Source organism: Sphingomonas sp., assembly GCF_019749955.1.
Lineage (GTDB): Bacteria > Pseudomonadota > Alphaproteobacteria > Sphingomonadales > Sphingomonadaceae > Sphingomonas.
On record NZ_JAIEPC010000016.1, the window covers coordinates 55,601 to 78,465 of the forward strand.

At 64.7% G+C, this 22,865-nt stretch carries 24 protein-coding genes; 10 read left to right on the forward strand and 14 right to left on the reverse strand.

Annotated features, from left to right (window positions below; translation table 11 throughout):
* Positions 1-224 precede the first annotated feature (224 nt).
* Positions 225-530, forward strand: coding sequence for a TM2 domain-containing protein (locus K2W81_RS05570; protein WP_294102105.1), 306 nt, complete (start codon positions 225-227; stop codon positions 528-530).
* Between the two features lie 13 nt (positions 531-543).
* Here K2W81_RS05570 and K2W81_RS05575 read toward each other — a convergent pair whose 3' ends face one another.
* Positions 544-822 (reverse strand): chorismate mutase, encoded by a 279-nt coding sequence (locus tag K2W81_RS05575; RefSeq protein WP_294102106.1) that lies wholly within the window; start codon positions 820-822, stop codon positions 544-546.
* Positions 823-930: 108 nt separating this feature from the next.
* Here K2W81_RS05575 and K2W81_RS05580 point away from each other — a divergent pair, with 108 nt between their 5' ends.
* From K2W81_RS05580 to K2W81_RS05600, 5 genes are all read left to right on the forward strand, one after another.
* A complete protein-coding gene (locus K2W81_RS05580; RefSeq protein ID WP_294102108.1) occupies positions 931-1,941 on the forward strand; it encodes a polyprenyl synthetase family protein in 1,011 nt (336 codons plus the stop codon).
* 281 nt (positions 1,942-2,222) lie between these two features.
* Positions 2,223-3,290 carry a DUF475 domain-containing protein gene (locus K2W81_RS05585; RefSeq protein WP_294102109.1) on the forward strand — a complete coding sequence of 356 codons (1,068 nt, stop codon included), beginning with the start codon at positions 2,223-2,225 and terminating at the stop codon, positions 3,288-3,290.
* Complete coding sequence (hrpB, locus tag K2W81_RS05590; RefSeq protein ID WP_294102111.1) at positions 3,287-5,752, forward strand: ATP-dependent helicase HrpB; 2,466 nt, start codon at positions 3,287-3,289, stop codon at positions 5,750-5,752. The genes K2W81_RS05585 and hrpB overlap by 4 nt, the downstream gene beginning before the upstream one ends.
* A gap of 9 nt (positions 5,753-5,761) precedes the next feature.
* Positions 5,762-6,043 carry an ETC complex I subunit gene (locus tag K2W81_RS05595; RefSeq protein WP_294102113.1) on the forward strand — a complete coding sequence of 94 codons (282 nt, stop codon included), beginning with the start codon at positions 5,762-5,764 and terminating at the stop codon, positions 6,041-6,043.
* Between the two features lie 494 nt (positions 6,044-6,537).
* Positions 6,538-7,668 (forward strand): GNAT family N-acetyltransferase, encoded by a 1,131-nt coding sequence (locus K2W81_RS05600; protein WP_294102211.1) that lies wholly within the window; start codon positions 6,538-6,540, stop codon positions 7,666-7,668.
* On the opposite strand, the gene K2W81_RS05605 is transcribed toward K2W81_RS05600, so the two are convergent.
* The 3 genes from K2W81_RS05605 to K2W81_RS05615 all read right to left on the reverse strand — a co-directional run bounded on the left by K2W81_RS05605 (position 7,634) and on the right by K2W81_RS05615 (position 12,437).
* A complete protein-coding gene (locus tag K2W81_RS05605) occupies positions 7,634-9,256 on the reverse strand; it encodes a hypothetical protein (protein WP_294102114.1) in 1,623 nt (540 codons plus the stop codon). The two genes, K2W81_RS05600 and K2W81_RS05605, sit on opposite strands and share 35 nt — an antisense overlap.
* 9 nt (positions 9,257-9,265) lie before the next feature.
* Complete coding sequence (locus K2W81_RS05610; RefSeq protein ID WP_294102116.1) at positions 9,266-10,987, reverse strand: hypothetical protein; 1,722 nt, start codon at positions 10,985-10,987, stop codon at positions 9,266-9,268.
* Positions 10,988-11,216: 229 nt separating this feature from the next.
* Positions 11,217-12,437, reverse strand: coding sequence for an argininosuccinate synthase (locus K2W81_RS05615; RefSeq protein WP_294102117.1), 1,221 nt, complete (start codon positions 12,435-12,437; stop codon positions 11,217-11,219).
* A 76-nt stretch (positions 12,438-12,513) separates the two neighbouring features.
* Here K2W81_RS05615 and K2W81_RS05620 point away from each other — a divergent pair, with 76 nt between their 5' ends.
* Positions 12,514-12,936: a DUF1801 domain-containing protein gene (locus tag K2W81_RS05620; protein WP_294102119.1), complete on the forward strand. Its 423-nt coding sequence runs from the start codon at positions 12,514-12,516 to the stop codon at positions 12,934-12,936.
* 154 nt (positions 12,937-13,090) lie between these two features.
* On the opposite strand, the gene K2W81_RS05625 is transcribed toward K2W81_RS05620, so the two are convergent.
* From K2W81_RS05625 to K2W81_RS05645, 5 genes are all read right to left on the reverse strand, one after another.
* Positions 13,091-13,798 (reverse strand): RES family NAD+ phosphorylase, encoded by a 708-nt coding sequence (locus tag K2W81_RS05625; RefSeq protein WP_294102120.1) that lies wholly within the window; start codon positions 13,796-13,798, stop codon positions 13,091-13,093.
* On the reverse strand, positions 13,785-14,213 hold the full coding sequence (locus K2W81_RS05630; RefSeq protein ID WP_294102121.1) for an antitoxin Xre-like helix-turn-helix domain-containing protein: 429 nt from the start codon (positions 14,211-14,213) through the stop codon (positions 13,785-13,787). Before K2W81_RS05630 ends, K2W81_RS05625 begins: the two co-directional genes overlap by 14 nt.
* 236 nt (positions 14,214-14,449) lie before the next feature.
* On the reverse strand, positions 14,450-15,676 hold the full coding sequence (locus K2W81_RS05635) for a cyclopropane-fatty-acyl-phospholipid synthase family protein (RefSeq protein WP_294102122.1): 1,227 nt from the start codon (positions 15,674-15,676) through the stop codon (positions 14,450-14,452).
* An 18-nt stretch (positions 15,677-15,694) separates the two neighbouring features.
* A complete protein-coding gene (locus K2W81_RS05640) occupies positions 15,695-16,462 on the reverse strand; it encodes a molybdopterin-dependent oxidoreductase (RefSeq protein WP_294102124.1) in 768 nt (255 codons plus the stop codon).
* Complete coding sequence (locus K2W81_RS05645) at positions 16,462-17,196, reverse strand: cytochrome b/b6 domain-containing protein (RefSeq protein WP_294102212.1); 735 nt, start codon at positions 17,194-17,196, stop codon at positions 16,462-16,464. The genes K2W81_RS05640 and K2W81_RS05645 overlap by 1 nt, the downstream gene beginning before the upstream one ends.
* A 108-nt stretch (positions 17,197-17,304) precedes the next feature.
* On the opposite strand from K2W81_RS05645, the gene K2W81_RS05650 reads away from it, so the two are divergent.
* Together K2W81_RS05650 and K2W81_RS05655 are read left to right on the forward strand one after the other, a co-directional pair.
* The gene (locus K2W81_RS05650) at positions 17,305-17,946 is read left to right on the forward strand and encodes a flavin reductase family protein (protein WP_294102125.1); all 642 of its coding nucleotides are present in this window, start codon (positions 17,305-17,307) and stop codon (positions 17,944-17,946) included.
* A 211-nt stretch (positions 17,947-18,157) separates the two neighbouring features.
* Positions 18,158-18,895, forward strand: a complete 738-nt coding sequence (locus K2W81_RS05655) for an alpha/beta hydrolase-fold protein (RefSeq protein WP_294102126.1) — start codon at positions 18,158-18,160, stop codon at positions 18,893-18,895.
* 216 nt (positions 18,896-19,111) lie between these two features.
* On the opposite strand, the gene K2W81_RS05660 is transcribed toward K2W81_RS05655, so the two are convergent.
* From K2W81_RS05660 to K2W81_RS05675, 4 genes are read right to left on the reverse strand one after another with little or no spacing between them, the layout of a single operon-like run.
* Complete coding sequence (locus K2W81_RS05660) at positions 19,112-19,621, reverse strand: NUDIX hydrolase (protein WP_294102127.1); 510 nt, start codon at positions 19,619-19,621, stop codon at positions 19,112-19,114.
* The gene (locus K2W81_RS05665) at positions 19,618-20,274 is read right to left on the reverse strand and encodes a TPM domain-containing protein (RefSeq protein ID WP_294102128.1); all 657 of its coding nucleotides are present in this window, start codon (positions 20,272-20,274) and stop codon (positions 19,618-19,620) included. The genes K2W81_RS05660 and K2W81_RS05665 overlap by 4 nt, the downstream gene beginning before the upstream one ends.
* Positions 20,274-21,155, reverse strand: a complete 882-nt coding sequence (locus K2W81_RS05670) for a YgcG family protein (protein WP_294102129.1) — start codon at positions 21,153-21,155, stop codon at positions 20,274-20,276. Before K2W81_RS05670 ends, K2W81_RS05665 begins: the two co-directional genes overlap by 1 nt.
* Entirely contained in the window at positions 21,152-21,733 is a 582-nt protein-coding gene (locus K2W81_RS05675) for a LemA family protein (protein WP_294102130.1), read from the reverse strand. The genes K2W81_RS05670 and K2W81_RS05675 overlap by 4 nt, the downstream gene beginning before the upstream one ends.
* Before the next feature lie 89 nt (positions 21,734-21,822).
* Between K2W81_RS05675 and mscL the strand changes: the two genes are divergently transcribed.
* Complete coding sequence (mscL, locus tag K2W81_RS05680; protein WP_294102132.1) at positions 21,823-22,257, forward strand: large conductance mechanosensitive channel protein MscL; 435 nt, start codon at positions 21,823-21,825, stop codon at positions 22,255-22,257.
* A gap of 151 nt (positions 22,258-22,408) precedes the next feature.
* Here mscL and K2W81_RS05685 read toward each other — a convergent pair whose 3' ends face one another.
* The gene (locus K2W81_RS05685; RefSeq protein WP_294102133.1) at positions 22,409-22,840 is read right to left on the reverse strand and encodes an Rrf2 family transcriptional regulator; all 432 of its coding nucleotides are present in this window, start codon (positions 22,838-22,840) and stop codon (positions 22,409-22,411) included.
* Between the last annotated feature and the right edge of the window lie 25 nt (positions 22,841-22,865).

Genomic DNA, 22,865 nt, shown 5'->3' on the forward strand with positions numbered 1-22,865 from the left:
CAAATATAAAATATGATGAGTCAATGCTAGGCGCGTCATTAGCCTGATTTTGAGCCGAACTCGCGTTATTCTAGGGGAGTAAAATAAACGCTACGCCTTCAAGCACACCGTCAAGTCAGCCGATACCCATTGATGCTGATACGTCAGAATGTCCGTTTTGTGCTGAACGCGTTTCCATACGCGCAAAGAAATGTAAGCATTGCGGAGAAACTATTGATGTCGCGATGCGGAAGGCGGAGGAAGCGCTCCGGGCTAGCGAGCGATCGAGTGGCCCTGTATATATGAATGCAGCGGTTTCCCATAATTCCGGATACGCGGCGCCATCAGCCAATAAAAGCCGTATTGCGGCCATCATATTGGCGCTTTTTTTGGGCGGTCTTGGAGCGCATAAGTTTTATCTTGGCCGAACAGGCTGGGGTGTCTTGTATCTACTCTTCTGCTGGACATTTATTCCGAGTGCTATCGCCTTCATCGAAGCAATAGTTTATTTGTTTACCAGCGATGCGAGCTTCAATCGTAAATATGGCTGACCCAAGCTAAACCTCACCCCTGCAATCGCTCATGATGGCGGATCACTTCGTCGATGATGAAGCGCAGGAACTTTTCGCTGAATTCGGGGTCGAGCTCGGCGTCTTTCGCCAGCGCGCGCAGGCGGGCGATTTGCGCTGCCTCGCGCGCGGGGTCGGCGGGGGGGAGGTCGTGGGTGGCCTTGTAACGCCCGACGGCCTGCGTCACCTTGAAGCGTTCGGCGAGCAGGTGGATCAGCGCGGCATCGATATTGTCGATGCTCTTGCGATAGCCGCTCAGCGTGTCGTCGGTCATCGCGCGTCCCATTCTCTTGTCCATCCGCCGCCTTTTTGCGTGCCCGCATCGCAGCGCGCAAGCCCGCCCCTTGCCTTTGCGCAGCCAAGGCGCCAGATGCGCCGCACCATGACCGCCACCGTCCATCGCTTCCCCCAGCGCCAGGCGTCGCTCGATCCGATGATCGCGCTCGTCGCGGGCGATTTGAACCTCGTCAATGCGGTGATCCTTGATCGCATGCAGTCGCAGATTCCGCTGATTCCCGAACTCGCCGGGCATCTGATCGCGGGCGGTGGCAAGCGCATGCGGCCGATGCTCACGCTCGCAAGCGCGCGGCTGATCGGCTATGAAGGCACGCGCCACCACCGGCTCGCCGCTGCGGTCGAATTCATCCACACCGCGACCTTGCTCCACGACGATGTCGTTGACGGCAGCGATCTGCGGCGCGGGCGGCGCACCGCCAACACGATCTGGGGCAATCCGGCGACGGTGCTGGTCGGCGATTTCCTGTTCAGCCGCTCGTTCGAGCTGATGGTCGAGGATGGCAGCCAGAAAGTCCTGAAAATCCTGAGCTCGGCCAGCGCCGTGATTGCGGAAGGCGAAGTCAATCAGCTCACCGCCGCGCGCAAGGTCGATCTGGGCGAGGAACGCTATCTCGACATCATCGGCGCCAAGACGGCGGCGCTGTTCGCTGCTGCCTGCCGGATTTCGGCGGTCGTCGCCGAACGCAACGATGCCGAGGAACGCGCGCTCGATGCCTATGGCCGCAATCTGGGGATCGCGTTCCAGCTCGTCGACGACGCGATCGACTATGTTTCCGACGCGGGCACGATGGGCAAGGATGCGGGCGACGACTTCCGCGAAGGCAAGGTCACGCTGCCGGTGATCCTCGCTTATGCGCGCGGTGGCCCTGACGAGCGCAAATTCTGGAAGGACGCGGTTGAGGGGCGGCGCGACAGCGACGAAGATCTCGCGCGCGCGATCGAACTGATCCGCGCAACCCGCGCAATCGACGACACGCTCGCCCGCGCGCGCCATTATGGCCAGCGCGCGATCGACGCGCTCGGCCCGTTCGGCGCGAGCGACGCCAAGGCAGCGATGGTCGAAGCGGTCGAATTCGCCATCTCGCGCGCTTTCTGATCCTGATTGAGGTCTGATATCTGTCCATCGACCCGTTCGTTTCGAGCGAAGTCGAGAAACAGGCCACAAGCGACGCACTCCGGTTTCTCGATGTCTCGACGTCGCTCGACACTAACGGGCAGGGGGTGGCACGACCTTCTGCCATCCCGCTCAGCGCGTTCTCGCCAAAGCCGATTGTTGGCCGTCGCTAACCGTTGTAACGCGCCGCTGTCCCGGTAACGTCGGCGGCAGGGTCGTCGCCGCCGAGCGACGTCGGATGGTGGTTCGCGCTCGGGGGATTGATGCTCAAATATTTCCGCGAATCGATCGTGTTCACGGCTGTCTGCCTCGGGATCGCCGCGTGGCTCGGCTGGTCGATGACGCACACGGTGATGGGCACGACCGGCGTGCTGTGGATCGTGCTGGTGCTCGGCGTGCTCGAATTGTCGCTGTCGTTCGACAATGCCGTCGTCAACGCGACGGTGCTGCGCGACATGGACCCGGTGTGGCAGCGCCGCTTTCTGACCTGGGGCATCATTATCGCGGTGTTCGGCATGCGGATCGTCTTCCCGCTCGCGATTGTGGCGATTGCCGCCAGGATGGGCCCGGTTGACGCGATGATGCTCGCGATGTCCGATCCGGTCTCGTACGAACGGATCATCACCGAAGCGCATGCCGCGATTTCGGGCTTTGGCGGCGCGTTTCTGGCGATGGTCGGGCTGTCGTTCTTCTTCGACGAAGCCAAGGACGTGCATTGGATCGGTGTCGTCGAACGGCCGATCGCACAGCTATCGAGCATTTCGGGGCTGGCGATCAGCCTGGTGCTGATTGCGCTGTACGGCATCGCCCAATTGATCGCGCCCGCCGAAGCGATGACCTTCCTCGGTGCCGGGATCATCGGGCTGGTCACCTATATCGCGGTCGACGCGATGGGCGAGCTGCTCGAACGTGGCGGGGCGGAGCACGGCAGTGGCGCGGCGGCGACGCAGGCGGTCGCGAAATCGGGGCTGGCGGCGTTTCTCTATCTCGAAGTGCTCGACGCGTCCTTCTCGCTCGACGGGGTGATCGGCGCCTTTGCGCTGTCGACCAATTTGTTCGTGATTGCTTTGGGGCTCGGCATCGGTGCGATGTTCGTGCGCTCGCTGACGGTGATGCTGGTCGATCGCGGCACGCTGACCGACTATCGCTTCCTCGAACACGGCGCCTTCTACGCGATCGTCGCGCTGGCCGTGATCATGCTGATTTCGGTGCGGGTCGAGGTGCCCGAAGCGGTGACCGGGCTGATCGGCGCGGGGCTGATCGCGCTCGCCTTTTACGCGTCGCTGCGCGCCAACCGCGCCGAGGATGACAGCGACGCCGTGGGGGCGTGACCCTGCTCCCGATCCACGCCGTGCTGCCGAAGTTGCTGGGCGTCCTGCGCGCCGCCTCCAGCGCGGTGCTGGTCGCGCCGCCGGGGGCGGGCAAGACCACCGCCGTCGCGCCCGCACTGCTGAACGAAGATTGGTGCTCGGGCGAAATCCTGCTGCTCTCGCCGCGTCGCATCGCCGCGCGTGCGGCTGCCGAGCGGATGGCGGCGGTGGCGGGTGAGGCGGTCGGGCGCACCTATGGCTATGCGACGCGGATGGACAGCAAGCGCTCGGCCGTCACGCGCGTAACCGTCATGACCGAAGGCATTTTCGTCAATCGCATCCAGACTGACCCGGAGCTGGCGGGCGTCTCGGCAGTGCTGTTCGATGAAGTGCATGAACGCAGCCTCGACAGCGATTTCGGGCTCGCACTCGCGCTCGATGTCGCAGGCGCGCTGCGGCCCGATCTGCGGCTGGTGGCGATGTCGGCGACGCTCGACGGCGCGCGGTTCGCCGCCCTCATGGGGAACGCGCCGGTGATCGAAAGCGAAGGCCGCAGCTACCCGCTGGCGCTGCGCTATCTCGGTCGCGCGGCCGAAGCGCGGATCGAGGATGAAATGGCGCGCGCGATCCGGCTGGCGCTGGGCGAGGCTGAGGGCGGGGTGCTCGCCTTCCTCCCCGGCGTCGCCGAGATCGAGCGCGTGGCCGAACGGCTCGGCGATCTGCCCGGGGTTGCGCTCCACAAGCTCCACGGCACCCTGCCGCCCGCCGAACAGCGCGCGGCGATTGCACCGTCCGATACGCGCAAACTCGTGCTCGCGACCTCGATTGCCGAGACCAGCCTGACGCTCGACGGCATCCGTATCGTTATCGATTCGGGGCTGGCGCGCCGCCCGCGCTATGATCGAGCGGCGGGGATGACGCGGCTCGTCACCGAGCGCGCGAGCCAGGCCGCCGTCACCCAGCGCGCGGGCCGCGCGGCGCGGCAGGGGCCGGGCGTCGCCTACCGGTTGTGGGAGGAAGCCGCGACCGCCGGGCTGCCGCGCTTCGACCCGCCCGAGATATTGGAAGCCGATTTGTCCGCGCTGACGCTCGATTGCGCGCGCTGGGGGGTGAGCGACCCGCGTCGGTTGAACTGGATCGATCCACCGCCCGACGCAGCGGTGGCGGAGGCGCGCACCCGGCTATTGGCGCTCGGCGCGATTGATGCCGGTGGGCGCGTGACGCTGCACGGCGAGGCGGTGGCGAAACTGCCGCTGCCGCCGCGGCTCGGCCACATGCTGATCAAAGGCGCGCGGCTGGGGCTGGGCGAGACGGCGGCGGAAGTCGCGGTGCTGCTCGGCGAGCGCGGGCTGGGCGGGAATGACCCTGACCTCGACGCGCGGCTGAGCCGCTGGCGCCGCGAGCGCGGGGGAAGGGCGGAGAGTGCGCGGAAGCTGGCGGCGAGGTGGGCGCAATCACTCCCGCTCGCCATGGGCGGTGAGGGCCGGGGAGGGGGCTTCGACGTCGCCACCTGCATCGCGCTTGCGTTCCCCGATCGCGTCGCGCGCCGTCGCGACGCATCCGGCGAACACTGGGCCTCGGTCGGGGGCAGAGGCTTCAGGCTCGATCCCACCGCCAGCCTCGCGCGCGCCGAATGGCTTGCCGTCGCCGAGACGCAAGGGATGGCGGCGGGCGCGCGCATCCTCGCCGCCGCGCCAATCGACCTCGTCACGGTCGAGGCCTTGTTCGGCGATCGCATCGAAACGCGCCGGAGCGTCACCTTCGATCCCGCGACCGGCGGGGTGCAGGCGATGCGCAAGCGGCGGCTCGGCGCGATTCGGCTGAGTGGCGGTCCCGATCCGAGCGCCGATGCCGCCGACATCGCGGCGGCGCTGCTGACGGGCCTGCGCACCCAGGGTCTCGACCTGCTCCCCTGGCCCGAATCAGCCACGGCGCTGCGCCAGCGCGCCGCCTTCGCCGCCGGGCACGGCGCGCCCGAACTCGGGCTCGACGACGCCGCGCTGCTCGACTGCGCCGAGGAATGGCTCACACCGATCCTCGACGGCAAACGCCGCCTCGACCAGATCGACCCCGCCGCGCTGGGCGACGCGCTGCGCAACCTCATCGGCTGGGACGCGCTGCAGGCGATCGACCGGCTCGCCCCGCCGCGCTTCGACTCGCCTGCGGGCAGCAGCCACGCGATCGATTACACTGCTGAGGCCGGGCCAACCGTCGAACTCCGCCCCCAAGCGCTATTCGGGCTCGCGACGCATCCGATGGTTGCGGGTGGCCGCGTGCCGCTGGTGCTGAGCCTCACCTCGCCGGCCGGGCGCCCGATCCAGACCACCCGCGACTTGCCGGGCTTCTGGGCCGGAAGCTGGGCGGCGGTGGCGAAAGAAATGCGCGGCCGCTACCCGCGCCACCCCTGGCCCGACGACCCAGCGAACGCCAATGCGACGCTCAGGACCAAAAATGCGGATGCACGCGCGCAAGGCTTGCGATAAGGCGGGGTCATGACGACCGCACGCATTTATCAGCAGCCCAAGAACGCGATGCAATCGGGCCGCGCCCGCACGCAGGATTGGGTGCTCGAATTCGAACCCGCCGAGGCGAAGCAGCCCGATCCGCTGACCGGCTGGGCGGGATCGGGCGACACCCGTCAACAATTGCGGCTCTCGTTCCCCAGCGCCGAGGCGGCGATTGCCTATGCGACGCGCGAGGGGATCGACTACCACGTGATCCCCGCGCCCGAACGCACGCTTAAGTTGCAGGCTTACGCGGATAATTTTCGGTAGGGCCATTCCGACCGGGTTGAGCCTCGCTTGACCGTCTGTGTCGAGCAAAGGCCCCGCACATGGGGCGTGGCGTGTGGCCTGTTTCTCGACTTCGCTCGAAACGAACGGGTCGATGTAGCGCGATCATTTTCCGACTCCGTAACATCCGTTTGTGTCGAGCGTAGTCGAGACACCGCGCGATTCGCTCGTGGTCCGTCCCTCGACTGCGCTCGGGACGAACTGGCGGTTATACCAAGACTCCATGGCTCAGACCCATCTGCTTAAGCCCCTCCCCTTGAGGGGAGGGGTCGGGGGTGGGGCGTCTCAGTCTCACCGAGGGTGCGCCTGGCGGATAAGCCCCACCCCAACCCCACCCCTGAAGGGGAGGGGCTATAAGTCATGCTCGATGAGACTTGGTATTAGGGGATTTGACGTCATCGACCCAAGCCCCTTGGCCACAAGCCGTGGTTGCCCTTCGTCGCGAGCAGCTTACCTAAGGAGGCGTGACCAGCGCCATGACTGCCCGACTCGCCGATGGCGTCCGAAGGATTGACCCTGTGCACTGGGATGCCTGCGCCGGGGCGGGCAATCCGTTCCTGAGCCACGCTTTCCTCTCGATCCTCGAAGAATCGGGCAGCGTGTCGCCGCGTGGCGGGTGGCAAGCGATCCCGATCATCGTCGACGGGGCCGACGGCGCGCCCGCCGCGATTGCGCCTGCTTATGCCAAAAGCCACAGCCAGGGCGAATATGTGTTCGACCACGCCTGGGCCGATGCGTGGGAGCGGGCAGGGGGGCGCTATTACCCCAAGCTTCAGGTGGCGGTGCCGTTCACGCCGGTGCCCGGCCCGCGGCTGTTGCTGCGCGACCCCGCCGCCGCGCCCGCGCTGATTGCCGCAATCGAAGCCGTGACCGACCAGCACGACATGTCGAGTGCGCATGCGACCTTCGCCTCGCCCGACCAGATCCCGTTGTTCGAAGCGGCGGGCTGGCTGATCCGCGCGGGCACGCAGTTCCACTGGGCGAATGACGGCTATACGTGCTTCGACGATTTCCTCGCCGCGCTCGCCAGCCGCAAGCGCAAGGCAATCCGCAAGGAACGCAGCAGCGCTGTTGAAGGCCTGACGATCCGCCACGTCACCGGCAGCGACCTGACCGAGGCGCATTGGGACGCCTTCTGGGTGTTTTATCAGGACACCGGCAGCCGCAAATGGGGCTCCCCCTATCTGACGCGGCGCTTCTTCTCGCTGCTCGGTGAACGGATGGGCGACCGCGTGCTGCTGATGCTCGCCGAGCGCGACGGGCGGCCGATTGCGGGGGCGCTCAACCTGATCGGCGCCGACACGCTCTATGGCCGCTATTGGGGCTGCACCGAGGACGTGCCCTTCCTCCATTTCGAGCTCTGCTATTATCAGGCGATTGATGCCGCGATTGCGCGGGGGCTGAAATTCGTCGAAGCGGGCGCGCAGGGCGAGCACAAGTTGGCGCGCGGCTATGCGCCGGTCGCGACCTGGTCGGCGCATTATTTGCCCGATCGCAATTTCCGCCGTGCCGTGGCCGATTTCCTGGTCCGCGAGCGCGAAGCCGTCGCTGCCGACCGCGACTATCTCGGCGCTATGACTCCGTTTCGGAAGGCGGCGGCGGGGTAATCAGGTCGCGGGTCAGCTCCGGCCCCGGCTTGCCGTGGTCGATCTTGAACAGCGCGCTGGTGCCGTCGCGCCACACCGGGATCAGTCCTTGTTCAAGCCGTTTGTCATAAGGCGGCGGGATGATCAGCCAGACATAGTCGAACGCCTCGCGCGGGAAGCGGGCCAGACTGCGCCCGATCGGTCGCCACCATTCGCGCGGGCATTGCTGATAGGTCACGAGCTGCGACGGATCGTGCGAATAGCGGGCGGCGGGGCGATATTTGGTGGTCAGCAACTGCGCGCCGGCCATCGACCATTGATCGTTCGAATAGGCCATCTTGCGTTCGAGCGCGAGCGCGGGGACGTGCTGCAACCGGCTCATGAACCACTCGCTATGGCAGGTCTCGCCGACGAAGCTCACCAGCCGCGCGCCTTCGGGCAAATGCTCGAGCGCTTTCAGCTCGCGGTCATAGCTGTTGCTGTAGAGCGCGAAGCTCGCGGTATTGCCCGCGATGCGCACCAGGAAGAACGCCAGGCCGAGCGCGGCCACCGTCATCGTGCCCCTGATCGACAGGCCGGGCTTGGGCCGGAGGCCAATCATCGCAATCGCCAGCATGAACGGCGCGAGTCGCATATCGGCATAGGCCGATCCGAACACGATGCGCGGCAGCAGAATGAACACCGCGAGCAGGAACAGCGCCGACAGCAGCAGGTTGCGCGAATATTCGATATTGGGGTCGCGCACGCCCTTGAACAGGATCAGGTAGAGCACGGCGGTCGAGGCGATGTCGAATGCCTGCCAGCGGTCGCGGATCGGCATCGTCAGCCAGCTGATCTTGGCGCGCAGGTTGAACCAGTCGCCGGTCTGGCCCGTCACATCGGCGCCGCTGCGCCACGCGACCATCAACCCGATCGGCAGCGCGAGCGGCAGGCAGCCGATCCCGGCGCGCACCCACGCGCCCGCCCAATGCGCTGCACGCTCGGACCAGCTATCGGCGGTTTCGGGCAAGCGATCATGCTGGCGGATCATCTCCGCTGAAAAGGCCATCACGCCGAGGAAACCCCAGCCAAAGGTGTGGCACACCCACAGCGCACAGCTCAGCGGCAGGAAGATCACCGCGCGCAACGCGAAGCGGTTGTGCCGCGCGAGCCACAGCCACAGCCCGAACATGTTGAGCGCCAGCGCCATCGACAGCGCGAAATTGACGAAGCCGAAATGCAGCGGAAAGCTATACGCCAGCGGCAGCGCGAACAGCGCGGTGGCGGGCACCCGCCCATGCACTTCGCGCGCGATCCACAGCAGCCCGGTGACGGTCAGCACTGGAATCGCGATCACGAGCAGCTTGACGCTCAGCTCCAGCCCGAAAATCGGCGCGAGCGGCACGATCAGCAGATCAAAGCCCAGATTGCCGATCAGCGACCATTTGAAATCATACCAGTCGAGCAGCCACGGCGCCTGTTCGCCCGACAATTGCACGCGGTACCGGCCCATATGCCCCGGCAAATCGACCAACGGCGGAATCGTCGGCCACAGCAACGGGATGGCCGCTATCGCCGCCATTGCGACGATAAACCAACGCGTCTGCCACCAGTGGATTTTGCCCGCCATCCGCGCGCTCTAGTCTGCGCGGGGGGCTTCCCGCAAGCGGGGTGCGACACGCCATAGTTTCGCCCCCGATGCGGTGGCGATCGGGGTGAGCCAGTCGGGCGCTTTGTCGGCGCGAAGTTGGCTGAGCAAGCGGTGCGGGTCGCGGGTCGTTGTACGGTCGACTTCGCCAAAATCGCTCGGGCAGAGCAGCACATAATCGACCTGCCAGCGCGCGGCGATGGCCTGCGCGGCATCGGGCGTGCCGAGGAAAAAGCGGTACATCGCCGCGTTCCCGGCATTGTTGCGGTGATAGGGCGCGGCGATCATCCGGTGCGGCCCGGCAGCAATCGCATAGGCGCCGACATCGATTGGCGCCATCACTGTCCCGGTCGGCAGCGCGGCGAGCGCTGCTTGCGGGCTGCACGCGGCGCTCGGTGTGCCGGTCGGCGCAAAGGCCTGCGCGGCAATCGGATAGAGCATCCCGGCCGAGCCAAGCCATGCCCCCGCCAGCCACAGCGCGCCGCGCGCCCGCGCTTCGCCAATCGCAACGGCCAGCGCAGGCGTTCCGAGGATCACCCCGGCGTAAACGCCGCGCAGTTCGAAACAGGCGACGGCGAAGGCGGTGAGTTGCAGCGCGAGCAGCATCGCCCAGCCGCTCTGCGGTCCCCGGCGCAATTGCCACAAGGTCGCGGCAATTCCCGCGATCAGCAGTCCGGCATAAGCGACGGCGGTCGCGAAGGGTGCTGCGAACAGCGACTGCGCTTCACCGACATGATCGAGCCACAGTCGCGCCACCAGCGGGTCGACCGCGCCATAGGGGTTCGCACAGCCATGCGCGATCGGCAGCAGCGGCAGCGCGACGATTCCGCCGATCATCAGGCTCGCCGCCGCGCGCAGCGATCTGGTGCCGAGCAGCGGCGTCGCAAGGCCCAGCACTGGCGGGGCCACCGCACCGATTTGCGCCGCCATCCAGACGGTGCGAGTGAAGCTGTCGCAGGCGGGATAGCCCCAGTCGGTGGTCGCGAAGATTGCGGCACCGAGCGCGATGGTACCGCTCAGGCCCGTTCCGAGCCCGGCTAGCTGTCCGGATGTGCCGCTGCGGCCCCACCACCAGCCGACCCAGACGGACAGCGAGACGAGGCTCAGAACCGGCGCCATCTCCATGCCCGTGATCAGGCTCGCGCCCGTCGCGACGCCAGCGACGATCCCGCTCACCCAACCGGGCGCGGCGAGCAACGCGCGCACCGCGACCAGCACGAGCACAATCTGCAACCCGTGGTGATCGATCCGCCCCGGCGCGAATAGCGTGGTGACGGGATAGGCAACCCCCGCAACGATGATCGCGGTGCGCGCCGCCTCGGGCGCGAGTTTGCGCGTGATCGCCGCGACCAGCGCCAGCGCCGCGCCGAACAAGGCCAGCGGCCAGATCACGACAGCGGCTACTTCAGCGGCATGCACGCCGATCAGCGGTCTCAGCAAGGTGATGATCGCGGCAGGGACGAGATCGGGCAGCCGTGACCAATGCATCTCAAGGCCGCCCGCGAGCCGGTGCTGCCGCACATCTTCAAACGCCTGCCCGCCCAGCCAGTCGCGAATCTGCTGCAACCGCATCGCATCATCGGTGTCGGGCAAATGGAGCGCCGATAGACTCCCCCAATCGCGCGCCGCCCAGGCAAGCCCGAGCAGCAACGAGAAAACAAACGCGAGCAGCACATCGCCGCGATTTGCCCGGTGGTGCTGCGAAATCCCCATGGCACCGGGGTAGCGGCGCCGTGGTTAAGGCGGGGTTTCGGGGGCTGGGGTTGTGGATAACGCTCGACCCGTTCGTGCTGAGCTTGTCGAAGCACCGTACTTCTTCTTCCGACCGCCGGAAAAGAAAGAACGGCCCTTCGACAAGCTCAGGGCGAACGGTGAGAGTTGGTTGTGCTCGTCTCCGGCCAAGGTGCAGATTTCGGCCCGCTACGCTAGCGATAACGAAGTGTTACCCCTGATCCCGGCGCCCCAGCAGCCGCAGCCGCAGCGCGTTCAGCTTGATGAACCCCGCCGCGTCGCGCTGGTCGTACGCGCCCTGATCGTCCTCGAAGGTCACGACCTTCTCGCTATACAACGAATAGGGCGACTTGCGGCCAATCACATAGACGCCGCCCTTGTACAGCTTGAGCCGCACCGTGCCCGTCACCTTCGCCTGCGATTGGTCGATCGCCGCCTGCAACATCTCGCGTTCGGGGCTGAACCAGAAGCCGTTGTAGAGCAGCTCGGCATAGCGCGGCGCGAACTCGTCCTTCAGATGCGCCGCGCCGCGATCGAGCGTCAGCTGTTCGATCCCGCGATGCGCGAGGTGATAGATCGTCCCGCCCGGCGTTTCGTACATGCCGCGCGATTTCATCCCGACGAAGCGATTCTCGACCAGATCGAGCCGCCCGATGCCGTGGCGGCGGCCCAGCTCGTTGAGTGCGGTCAGCAGGCTCGCGGGCGACATCCCCTCGCCATCGAGCGCCACGCCATCGCCGCGCTCGAAATCGATCGTGATCACTTCGGGCGTGTCGGGCGCGTCCTCGGGATTGACCGTGCGCGAATAGACGTAATCGGGCACTTCCTCCCACGGATCTTCGAGCACCTTGCCCTCGGACGAGGTGTGGAGCAAATTGGCGTCGGTCGAAAACGGCGCTTCGCCGCGCTTGTCCTTGCTGACCGGAATCTGGTGGGCCTCGGCGAATTCGATCAGCTTGGTGCGGCTGGTCAAATCCCATTCGCGCCACGGCGCAATCACCTTGATATCGGGCGCGAGCGCATAATAGCCAAGCTCGAAGCGGACCTGATCATTGCCCTTGCCGGTCGCGCCGTGGCTGACGGCATCGGCGCCGACCATCTTGGCGATCTCGATCGTACGCTTGGCAATCAACGGCCGCGCGATCGAGGTACCGAGCAGGTACAGCCCTTCATACAGCGCGTTCGCCCGCATCATCGGGAAGACATAATCCTTGACGAAGGTCTCGCGCAGATCGTCGATGAAGACATGCTCAGGTCTTACCCCGGCCATCTCGGCCTTGCGCCGGACGGGTTCGAGTTCTTCGCCCTGGCCGAGATCGGCGGTGAAGGTCACCACCTCGCAGCCATAGGTCTGCTGGAGCCATTTCAGGATCACGCTGGTGTCGAGCCCGCCTGAATAGGACAGTACGACTCGATTGATCTGGTCGGTCATGGCAAGCTCCTGAAGGCGGGAAAGCGGCGCGCTTTACGAAGGCGCGGGGACAGGTGCAAGCGACTAGGGGGAAGGAATGGCCAAGGCAAACAAGACCGTCGAAACTGAGGTGAGCGTCGAGGATTTTCTGGCCCGCGTCGAGCCGCCGCAACGCGTGGCAGATGCGCGGGTGTTGATCGACTTGATGGCGCACATTTCCGGCGAGCCGCCCAAGCTGTGGGGGCCGTCGATCATCGGCTTCGGCAGTATCCACTACCGCTACGAAAGCGGGCGCGAGGGCGACACGCCCGCCATCGCCTTTTCCCCACGCAAGGCCGAATCCGTCCTCTATGTCGGCGCGAGCACCCCCAACATCGCCGCGCTGCTGCCGGGCTTAGGCAAGCACAAGACCGGGAAGGGGTGTCTCTATGTGAAGAAGCTCGCCGATGTGGATGCGGAGGTGCTCGAGGCGGTGGTGCAAACGGCGTGGGAGAACCGGCTGGCGGGGCATGGAGCTTAGCGGCGCGTTGATTTCAAAGGAATGCCCAAATCCGTTCGTGCTGAGCTTGTCGAAGCACTGCCTTTCTTCTTCGAACCGCAGGAAAAAGAAGGACGGCCCTTCGACAAGCTCAGGGCAAACGGGAATGCGAGGCGCGGCCCAGCCCGAAAAGACCCTACAACGCCTCCACCCGCCACACAGGCGACCCCGACCAAGTCAGCCGGTACATCGCGCCCTGCACCACCGATTGCACCGCATTGGGCCATAGCGCCGCGATGCAGGTGCCGCCGGGATGGCGTACCGAGGGGTAAATGATCCCCACATGCCCCCCGGCAATCGCCGCTGCCGCCACCGCATTGCCCGCCGGATAGCCGGTCGCCGGGTCGGGATCGAGGCTGGCATGCGCAGGCACCGCGCGCAGATCGGCGAACAGCCCCGCGATGCTCGCCAGCATCTCGCCATAATCAACCACCGCGTTGAAATCGCCCGCGTCGGCGAGCGCCAGCGTCAGATGATGGCCGACTTCGGCCAGGCAAGTCTCGACCGCGCGTGCGGCATACCAGGCACCGCGCTCCGCCGAGCTGAAGCGCATCGGCTGGCGCGGCTTGGCATAGGCAAAGCTCGCGTTGATGAAGCGGGCGTGCGGCACACCGTGGACCAGCTCGGCCGCCGACAACCCGCTGCGTCCGCGCGCTTCGGCGTTCAGCCGCGCGCTGGTCGCGCCTTCGATTTCCGCCAGCAGGGCGAGATCGTCGGCGCTGTCGGCGAGCGGGGCGAGCACTGCCTCGCGCAGCCGCGCGGTCGCGACCAGCCGCACGGTGCGGGCAAAGGCGTCGCGGACAAGCGGGATGCCGTCGATCGCGAAGCCGTCAGAGCCCGCCACGCAGCGCGTCGATATATTGCCGCACCTCGAGCATGCGGGGGATGCCGCCTTCGATCATCGCCTGAATGGGCGTCAACCGGTCGAACACCGGGCCGCGATTGGCGAGCGCGGGCCAGCGATCGGCCATGCTGTCGGCGAACAACAGGTGCAGCCCCTTGAACACGCCGATCAGCGCCGAGGCGCGGGTCAATTGGTCCTGGCTGAGTGCGCCGTCCCATTTCCCTGCCTTCATCCGGTCCCACGTGCTTTCGGACACGCCGAGCAGGGCGGCGCCGTCGGCATTGCTGCCGCGCCACGCATCGATCACGCGGATGACCGCTTTGACCGCGACCGGGCTTAGGCGACGACGGTCATCGTCCGCCGCAAAGCTCTGCAAGCCCTCAACCGGGCGCTCCACTAGGCTAACCGAGGCCATTTCGCATCTCCTGACGCCAGCTTACGCGTCATATGGTGCGGAGGTAAATGAATTGCAAGCGCGTCATACCAAGTCTTACGGAGCAAAACCTATAGCCCCTCCCCTTCAGGGGAGGGGTTGGGGTGGGGCCTGTCCGCTAGGCGCTGCCTCGGTGAGACTGCGACGCCCCACCCCCAAACCCCTCCCCTGAAGGGGAGGGGCTTAAGAAGATGAGTCGGAGCCATTGAGACCTGGTATCAGCCGCGCATCACCCGCTCGGCCTCACCCATATAGTCGCGGGTGATCGGCAGCGCGTGGCGGTTGCGGGCGTATTGGAGCTGGAAATTGACCAGCCCGCCATATTTGAACGCACACAAAGCGCCCGCCAGATAAAATTGCCACATGCGGAAGAAGGGCTCGTCGTACAGCGCGACAATCGCGTCCTTGGCGGCGGTGGTCCGGTCGTACCAATGTTGCAGCGTATAGGCGTAATGCAGCCGCAGCACTTCGACATCGGTCAGGAACATCCGCTGATGCTCGCTCGCCGCGACGATCTCCGACAGCGCGGGGTTATAGCCGCCGGGGAAGATATATTTGACCGTCCATTTATCGGTCACACCGGGCGGGCCCATGCGGCCGATCGTGTGGATCAGCATCACGCCATCGGGCGTCAGCAGATCGCGGCACTGGCGGAAAAAGGTGCGGTAATTGGGCGGGCCGACATGTTCGAACATGCCGACCGAGACGATGCGGTCGAACTGACCGGTGACATGACGATAATCGATCAGCTCGAACTTGACCTTGTCGGCGACGCCCGCCGCTTCGGCCCGCGCGCGCGCAACCTTGATCTGCTCTTCGGATAGCGTCACGCCGAGCACGTCGGCACCAGTTTTCTCGTAGAGATAGAGCGCCAGCCCGCCCCAGCCGCAGCCGATGTCGAGCACGCGCATGCCGGGCTTCAGTGCGAGCTTGGCGGCGATATGTGCCTTCTTGTCGGCCTGCGCCTGTTCGAGGCCATTGGCGGCGTCGGTGAAATAGGCGCAGCTATACTGCCGGTCGGCATCGAGGAAGAGATCGTAGAGCCGGTCGCTCAGATCATAATGATGCGCGACATTGCGCTTCGACGCGCGCGCCATGTTCACCCGGCCGACGCGGTGAGTGACGCTTTCGAGGGCGCGCGTGAAGAAAGTGGGTTGCAGCGTGTTGGTGCCACCTTCCCACAGATCGTTCATCGTCATCAGCGTGACGAGATCGAGCACCCCGCCTTCGTCGAGCACGAGCCGCCCGTGCATATAGGCCTCGCCCGCGCCGAGCGCGGGGTCGCGGATGATCGATCCCGCCGCACCTTTGTCGGTGAAGCGGATCGTCACATTGGGATAGCCCGCCTCGGGCGTGCCGAAGCGCTTTTCGCTGCCATCGAAATGACGAACGGTGAGCTGCCCGCGCTTCACCGCGCGGGCGAGGAAGAGATCAATCAATGCCATAAGGTCGCCCGTTAGTGATCAGATACCGGCGAACCAGTCATAATCTACATTGTCCTGCCAATAGCCGCCATGGCCACCCTGAATGTGCGAAAAATCTTCGACCAATTCCATGCCGATGACATATTTCGCCTGTTTGTAGCCAAGGTGCCGCTCGGCGCGCAGCCGCAGCGGCGCCCCGTGCGGCACCGATACCGGCGACCCGTTCATTGCCCAGGCGAGAATGGTCTGCGGGTGAAACGCATCGAACATGTCGAGCGATTCATAATAGGGCAGCGCCGCGCCGTGATAATGATCGGCGCAGTGGAAAACGACATATTTGGCCTTCGACTGGACGTCGGCCAGCTTGAGCAGCGACCCCACCGTCGGCCCATGCCATTGGCCCACCGCCGTCCAGCCTTCGACGCAATCATGCTTGGTGATCTGGGTGCGCGCGGGCATTGATCGGATCTGCGCCATCGACAGTTCGAGCGGCTTGTTGACCAGCCCGTAGATTTTCAGCCGATAGCTGGTGAATTTGTCGGCAACCCAAGCGCTATATTCGGGCGTTCCCGGATTGAGCGACCCATTGGCGCGGAACACCGGCGACATCTGGTCGGGGCGATATTCGGGCGCCAGCGACGCATAGCTCGAAAGCCCGCGTTGCAGGAAATAATGCGCCTCATTTTCCTTGTAGATGTATTTAAGGACATCGGGATTGTGGATGACACTGTCGCAGCCCGACAGCAGCAGCCCGGCGCCAGCGCTCGCCCCGGCAAGCAGCGAGCGGCGCGTGATGATCTCAGACATTAATGACCCTCCTCAGGGACTTTCCAGTAACCCGTGATCATCGAACCGACCTCACGGATCGGGCCTGCCAGAATCACCAGCGCAAGATGGACGACGATGAAGCCGACGATGCCGCACATCGCCAGAAAATGGAGCGACCGCGCGGAGGCGCGCCCGCCGAACAGGTCGAGAATCCATGGCCACGCCGCATTGATGCCCGGCGACATGCCGAGCCCGGTAAAGATCACCAGCGGCAGCAGGATGAAGATCAGCGTCGCATACGCAATCTTCTGCAGCACGTTGAAGGCGCCGGGGTTTTTCGGATCATGGAAGCGCAGCGCCAGATGCTCCTTGATGTCATACCAAAGGTGCGACGGCGTGATTTCCGACGGTTTGATCACGAGCTGCTTCTGGAAGTGGCGGTTGATCAGGCTGGTGATCATGAAGCCCAGCAGCCCGAACGCCAGCACCAGCGCGAAAAACAAATGCCAGCGCCGCGACAGCGACAGATTATAGCTTGCCGGAATCGTAACCCAGCTCGGCCAGTGCGGCAGCTCTAGCCAAGGCACGTCAGGCTGCGCGCCATGCGGACCCCAATAGAGGTGCGGGTGCGCGTTCAGGATGCCGAGTCCTGAGCCGATCATGATGAAAATCGTGACGACATTCACCCAGTGCCAGATCCGCGTCGCCAGCAAATGCTTGTAAATGTGGCGCGGCGGCGCCGGCGCGGGCGCGACCGGCGCCGGTTCCGGCATCGGCTGCGCCATCGGATCGATCACTGCGTCCATTCCATTCCCCGTCTATTGTGCGCCTGTCGCGCCAATGCCTATGCTAGCGAAAGATACGATACCACTCGACAAAAAGTGACAGCACAAAAAGGCACCGATTTGGGCGTTTTTCGCTACTACGAGCCGCGCGACGGACATGACCTTGCGCATGATCCGCTCAACGCGATCGTGGCGCCGCGGCCGATTGGTTGGATCAGTTCGCTGTCTTCAGGCGGCGTGCGCAATCTCGCGCCCTATAGCTTCTTCAATTTGTTCAATTATGTGCCGCCGATCATCGGTTTCTGCTCGATCGGGCCGAAGGACAGCATCGCCAATATCGAAGCGACCGGCGAATTTGTGTGGAACCTGGTGAGCCGCGATCTCGCCGAGGCCATGAATGCGTCGTCGGCAAGCGTCGCGCCCGAAGTCGACGAATTCGATCTCGCCGGATTGGCGGCAGCACCCTCGCGCCTCGTCGCTGCCCCGCGCGTCGCGGCGAGCCCGGTGCAGTTCGAATGCCGCCACAGCCAGACGCTCCAGCTGACGAGCGCGGCGGGCGATCCGGTCGAGGCCTGGGTGGTGTTTGGCGAAGTGGTGGGGGTGCATATCGCCGAGGAGGCGATCGTCGACGAGGCCTTCAGCACGCTCGCCGCGCGCGGCGTGATGCGCGGCGGCGGCTGGGGCGATTATTTCGAAGTGACGGCGGACGCACTGTTCCGGATGAAGCGGCCGGGGTAGGGGGCGGGCTGGTAAAGCGGCCCCTCGGCTTACGACTGCTTTTCGGACCTTGGCACCCAGCATTAGAAGCGTTGAAAGCTGACTTTGCGTCGGAAGCGCACGCATAAAGGTTTATGCTTCTTGCGTTTCTACGAGAAAACGGAGAAGTCCCGCGAATGGTCAGTGAATGCAGAGGTTAAACTTCCGCTGGTTAGCGCGGTTCGCCCTTGGAATGCTTCTGGTGCTGGGCTTGTTATCAGCTTGGCAATGGTCGACCAGTCTGGTTCGCACGATCGAATCCGTGGCCCTGCAAGAGACTCGAACCTACCGCGTCTTCAATCCGCATTCCGAAGGTCGGATAGTCTACTCACTCGACGGCTCCACTCTCAGGAATAGTCTTGCACCGGCTGTAGTGTTTTCTGTCGCAGCCGTCTTGCAAGGTGATGAACCTCCTAAAATTATTGCCGTATTCTCCAATGTTAATCGCGATCGCGATTTTCGACCTGCCACAAGTGCACCCACATATTGGCGACCTCGGATAGTCGGACGCTCAAGCGCATTCGACACATTCTTGATGCGCGAATTGGTGCCGTTGATTGAAGGGCACCGGGTGAGCGATAAGCGGCGCTATATTCTTGGGCACTCCCTGTCCGGCCTATATGCCCTCGATCTAGCAACGAGGTTTCCGGGGCAATTTGCGGGCGTCTTCGCTTTTGCGCCGACATTTAGTCAAGACACCACGATTGACGGGCGACTTCCGATTGCCTGCAATGCAGATACTGTTTTGTATGCGAATTGGGGATTGGAAAGTGCCCGCGACACCGAAGTTTTTGCTGCAACCGCAACACGATGGAAAGCTGATCGTCGCTGCCAGCAACGTCCTCCATTAACGCCGCGCCACTACGGTTCGCTGCACCAGATCGTAATGTTGACCGGGCAACTGCATGCAGCATTTCTGCTATTCAATTGAACGGCAACGACAGCTGAACGAACGGCGACATATCGACCGACGCGTTCAAATCCGGACATTCAACTTCCCACCCACTGCCGGACTGTCGCGCTTCTGCGGTAACGCTCCAGTCTGCACATCAGGTTGGTCGACGCGCTCGCGGTTGCTTCGCTGCGGGCGCACTGCCGATTGACTGCGATTGCCCATAACCCCCGGCACATCGCGCCAATCTGCCCGCTACCCCAGTAAACCCGGCCCGAGCAGCATCAGCAGCTTCACATCGATGGCCACCCCCTCGGCGCGCTTGGCGGCGACGAAATCGGCAATCCCGCTGAGCGCCACGCGGTGGACGGTAATGTCTTCGCCCGCATCCCCACCGCCGTCGCTGACCCGGACCAGATCAAGCGCGCGCACCAGCGTGAAGCCTTCGGACACCATGCCGGGGGACGAGTAGAAGGACCCAACCGTCTCGACCCGCATGGGGCGATAGCCGGTTTCCTCCTCCAGCTCGCGCGCCGCCGCGACCTCAACGGCTTCGCCCTCGGTCTCGTCGCCGACCAGCCCGGCGGGGAGTTCGAGACAGCGCTGGCCGATTGGCACGCGGTGTTGCTCGACCAGAATGACGTCGCCGTTATCGATCGCGAGGATCACTGCCGCGCCGATCCCCCGCGCGCGCGACGCATATTCCCATTGGCCGTCGACCTGCATCGTCATGAAGCGGCCCTGCCAGACGGTCTGCGCGCTCACAGTTCGATCAGTCGATCGGGCAGTTCGTTCACATCGGCGTCGGTCTTGGGGAAATGCTCGGCGATGATCGCGCCGATTGCCGCCACCGCAGCGACCATCCCGGCGCCGGTCCGTCCCGCGCGGACTTCGGCGACAAGCGCGGCCATCGCATCGCCCCAGCGTTCGGGCGGGACTTTGCCGTGGATCGCTTCGTCGGCGACGATTTCGGCCATATGCTCAGCCGTCGACAGATAGAGCAGCACGCCGACGCGCTTGGCGGTGCGCTGTTCGGCGGCGACCTTGAACAGCTCAATGGCACGCGCGCGCACCCGGCGGCGCTTGGTCGCCTTGGGCGTCAGCGCGAGCCGCCAGTCCATCCGCACCAGCGCATAGCGGACGATCAGGAACGCGACGACTTGCAGGATCATCACGCCGAGCAGCACCAGCCGCTCATCGGGCGCGGCCCAGCCATCGCTGGTGAACGGCAGCCACGCCGGGTCAATCGCGACAACGGCGGGGACCAGCAGCGCGGCCAGCAAACCATATTGCGGCGGCACATCGCGGTAAGCGTCAGAAACCGGCGCGATCATCGTCACGATTTCACCGTCGGTGCCCGCCTCCGCCGCAGCCACGGCGGCACTCACCGCATCGCGTTCTTCGGGACTAAGCCGCATCACCAATCCCCCGAGGCGCCGCCGCCCCCGAACGAGCCGCCGCCACCGCCGCTGAAGCCGCCGCCGCCCCAGCTACCGTCGCTGCCGCCGCCGCTGCTACCGCCGCCCCAGCCTGACCCGCCGCCCCAGCCCGAGCTGCGATTGTTATTCTCGGCCGCCGCGCGCGCGACTTCGAGCGCGGTCCACAGTGCGACCGACCCCCAATCGCTGTTGCCGCTGCGGTACGCCCGACCCGTCCGGCGCCGCGTCGCGGCAAGCACGATGGAGCCGACGACGAGCAGCCAGAAGACAACGCCTGCGCCGATCCCGAACGCCGCAGTGCCCGATGATTTCTTTTTGCGAGCCTTGTCGAATTCCTTGATTGCGGCATCGGTGCGCGCCTTGGCTTCATCCGGGTTGGCGCGCAGTTGGGCAATCAACGCGTCGGTGCCCGCCGTCATCGCGCCCGGCACATCGCCTGCCTTGAGGCGCGGCACCATCAGTGTCGAAATCACCTGCGACGAAAAGGCATCGGTCAGATAGGGCTCAAGCCCATAGCCGACTTCGATCCGGGGGCCGCGCTTGCCCTTGGGTTCGTTGGGCGCAATGAACAGGATCGCGCCGTTGTTGACGTCCTTCAGCCCCACGCCCCAGGCGCGCCCGAGCCGATAGCCATAATCCTCGATCGGATAGCCCTGCAGGTCGGGGATCGTCGCGACGACGAGCTGACGCCCGGTTTCCTTCTGCAACGCCTCTAGCTTCGCGGTCAGATCGGCCTTGGTTTCCGGCGGCAGTACATTGGCGGCGTCGACGACCAGCCCCGTGAATTTGGGGAAGGTCTGCGCCGTAGCCGCGCTGCCAAACAGCAGCAGCGCGGCGAGGAAGGCGAGGAAGCGGATCAACTGCCGAAGTCGACCTTCGGTGCAGCCTCGGCGCCCGGCGTCGTGGCCGCGAACGGCGCCTTCGGCTTGGCGCCATAAACGATGCTGGCAGTGATCGCAGTCGGGAAAGTGCGGATCGTGGTGTTATACTTTTGCACCGCCGCATTATAATCGCGCCGCGCGATCGTGATGCGGTTCTCGGTGCCTTCGAGCTGGCTCAATAGCGTGGTGTAATTGGCTTGGCTCTTCAGCTCTGGATAGGCTTCCTGCATCCGCTGGAGCGACAGGCCGAGCGAGCTTTGCGCGCGGTCGAACTGCGCGAGCTTGGCCGGATCGGTCAGATCCTCGGACGACACCCGGATCGTGTTGGCGGCGGCGCGTGCCTGCGTCACTTCCACCAGGATGCTCTTTTCCTGCAAGCCCGCGCCCTTCACCGTCGCAACGAGATTGGGGATCAGATCGGCGCGGCGCTGATAGTCGTTCTGCACATCGGCCCAGCGCGCCTTCACGTCTTCGTCTGCCGTCGGAATGCTGTTGAGGCCGCAGCCGGACAGCAGCAGCACCGACGCGGCCAACCCATATCGAGTACGAGACTTCATGACCTATTCCCTCCAAACCCTTGCCAGCGCCCTTTACGCGAGGCAGCATCCGCCCCCAAGCCAAATCGGCGTGTACCGGGGGAGTGACGATGCTGAAGGAATTTAGGGATTTCATTGCGCGGGGCAATGTCCTCGATCTCGCCGTCGCGGTGATTATCGGCGCGGCCTTCGGCAAGATCATCACCGCGCTGACCGACGACATCATCATGCCGGTGATCGGCAAAATCTTCGGCGGACTCGATTTTTCGAGCCATTTCCTGATCTTGGGCGACGTGCCCGAAAAGCTGCAAGGCTCGACCGATTATGCTGCGCTGAAGGCGGCGGGGGTGCCGCTGCTCGGCTGGGGGTCGTTCGTGACGGCCGCGATCAATTTCATCATCGTCGCCTTCATCATCTTCCTGATCGTGCGATCGGTAAACAAGATGACCGCCAAGCCCGCCGAGGCGGCGCCCGAGCCAGCGGCTGAACCCGCCGACGTCGTGCTGCTGCGCGAGATCAGGGACGCGCTGGTGAAGCGGGATTAAGGTTAGGGCGAGCCGGGGCGATTGGCCCCGCGCTCACCCCGTTTGCCCTGAGCTTGTCGAAGGGCCGCCCTTCTTTTTCCGGCAGCTCGCAGAAGAAGGACAGTGCTTCGACAAGCTCAGCACGAACGGGGTGGTTGCAGAATGCTCTCGCTCAGGCCGCAACCAGATCCTCGGCAATCGCATCCGCCAAGCTGGTGCCATCGAGAATCCGCGCGGTCTCGTCGCGCACCCGCGCCATCGCCTGACGGATCGCGCAAGCGGCTTCGCTCTTGCAATCGGCGCAGCGGCGGTAGGCCGTCCGGCTGACGCACGGCACCAGTGCTAGCGGCCCTTCGATCACGCGGATGATCTCGCCGAGTGAAATCAGGTGATTGGGGCGCGATAGCACATAGCCACCCATCTTGCCGCGGTGGCTGTGCAGTAGCCCTGCTTCGCGCAGATCAGCGAGGATCAGCTCAAGGAATTTGCGCGGGACATTGGCGGCCTCGGCAATCCGGTTCATCGGGATCGGCGGACCACCTGCGGGAGCCTCGGCCAGATAGAGCATCGCGCGGAGCGCGTAGCGGGAACGCTGCGTCAACATAATGGCGGCTCTATGAACCGACTTT

Excerpts from the sequence above, each read along its gene's own strand:
- K2W81_RS05570 (WP_294102105.1), top strand. The coding sequence starts at position 225 with ATGCGGAAGGCGGAGGAAGCGCTCCGGGCTAGCGAGCGATCGAGTGGC.
- K2W81_RS05575 (WP_294102106.1), bottom strand. The coding sequence starts at position 822 with ATGACCGACGACACGCTGAGCGGCTATCGCAAGAGCATCGACAATATC.
- K2W81_RS05580 (WP_294102108.1), top strand. The coding sequence starts at position 931 with ATGACCGCCACCGTCCATCGCTTCCCCCAGCGCCAGGCGTCGCTCGAT.
- K2W81_RS05585 (WP_294102109.1), top strand. The coding sequence starts at position 2,223 with ATGCTCAAATATTTCCGCGAATCGATCGTGTTCACGGCTGTCTGCCTC.
- K2W81_RS05595 (WP_294102113.1), top strand. The coding sequence starts at position 5,762 with ATGACGACCGCACGCATTTATCAGCAGCCCAAGAACGCGATGCAATCG.
- K2W81_RS05600 (WP_294102211.1), top strand. The coding sequence starts at position 6,538 with ATGACTGCCCGACTCGCCGATGGCGTCCGAAGGATTGACCCTGTGCAC.
- K2W81_RS05605 (WP_294102114.1), bottom strand. The coding sequence starts at position 9,256 with ATGGCGGGCAAAATCCACTGGTGGCAGACGCGTTGGTTTATCGTCGCA.
- K2W81_RS05610 (WP_294102116.1), bottom strand. The coding sequence starts at position 10,987 with ATGGGGATTTCGCAGCACCACCGGGCAAATCGCGGCGATGTGCTGCTC.
- K2W81_RS05615 (WP_294102117.1), bottom strand. The coding sequence starts at position 12,437 with ATGACCGACCAGATCAATCGAGTCGTACTGTCCTATTCAGGCGGGCTC.
- K2W81_RS05620 (WP_294102119.1), top strand. The coding sequence starts at position 12,514 with ATGGCCAAGGCAAACAAGACCGTCGAAACTGAGGTGAGCGTCGAGGAT.
- K2W81_RS05630 (WP_294102121.1), bottom strand. The coding sequence starts at position 14,213 with ATGGCCTCGGTTAGCCTAGTGGAGCGCCCGGTTGAGGGCTTGCAGAGC.
- K2W81_RS05635 (WP_294102122.1), bottom strand. The coding sequence starts at position 15,676 with ATGGCATTGATTGATCTCTTCCTCGCCCGCGCGGTGAAGCGCGGGCAG.
- K2W81_RS05640 (WP_294102124.1), bottom strand. The coding sequence starts at position 16,462 with ATGTCTGAGATCATCACGCGCCGCTCGCTGCTTGCCGGGGCGAGCGCT.
- K2W81_RS05645 (WP_294102212.1), bottom strand. The coding sequence starts at position 17,196 with ATGCCGGAACCGGCGCCGGTCGCGCCCGCGCCGGCGCCGCCGCGCCAC.
- K2W81_RS05655 (WP_294102126.1), top strand. The coding sequence starts at position 18,158 with ATGCTTCTGGTGCTGGGCTTGTTATCAGCTTGGCAATGGTCGACCAGT.
- K2W81_RS05665 (WP_294102128.1), bottom strand. The coding sequence starts at position 20,274 with ATGCGGCTTAGTCCCGAAGAACGCGATGCGGTGAGTGCCGCCGTGGCT.
- K2W81_RS05675 (WP_294102130.1), bottom strand. The coding sequence starts at position 21,733 with ATGAAGTCTCGTACTCGATATGGGTTGGCCGCGTCGGTGCTGCTGCTG.
- mscL (WP_294102132.1), top strand. The coding sequence starts at position 21,823 with ATGCTGAAGGAATTTAGGGATTTCATTGCGCGGGGCAATGTCCTCGAT.
- K2W81_RS05685 (WP_294102133.1), bottom strand. The coding sequence starts at position 22,840 with ATGTTGACGCAGCGTTCCCGCTACGCGCTCCGCGCGATGCTCTATCTG.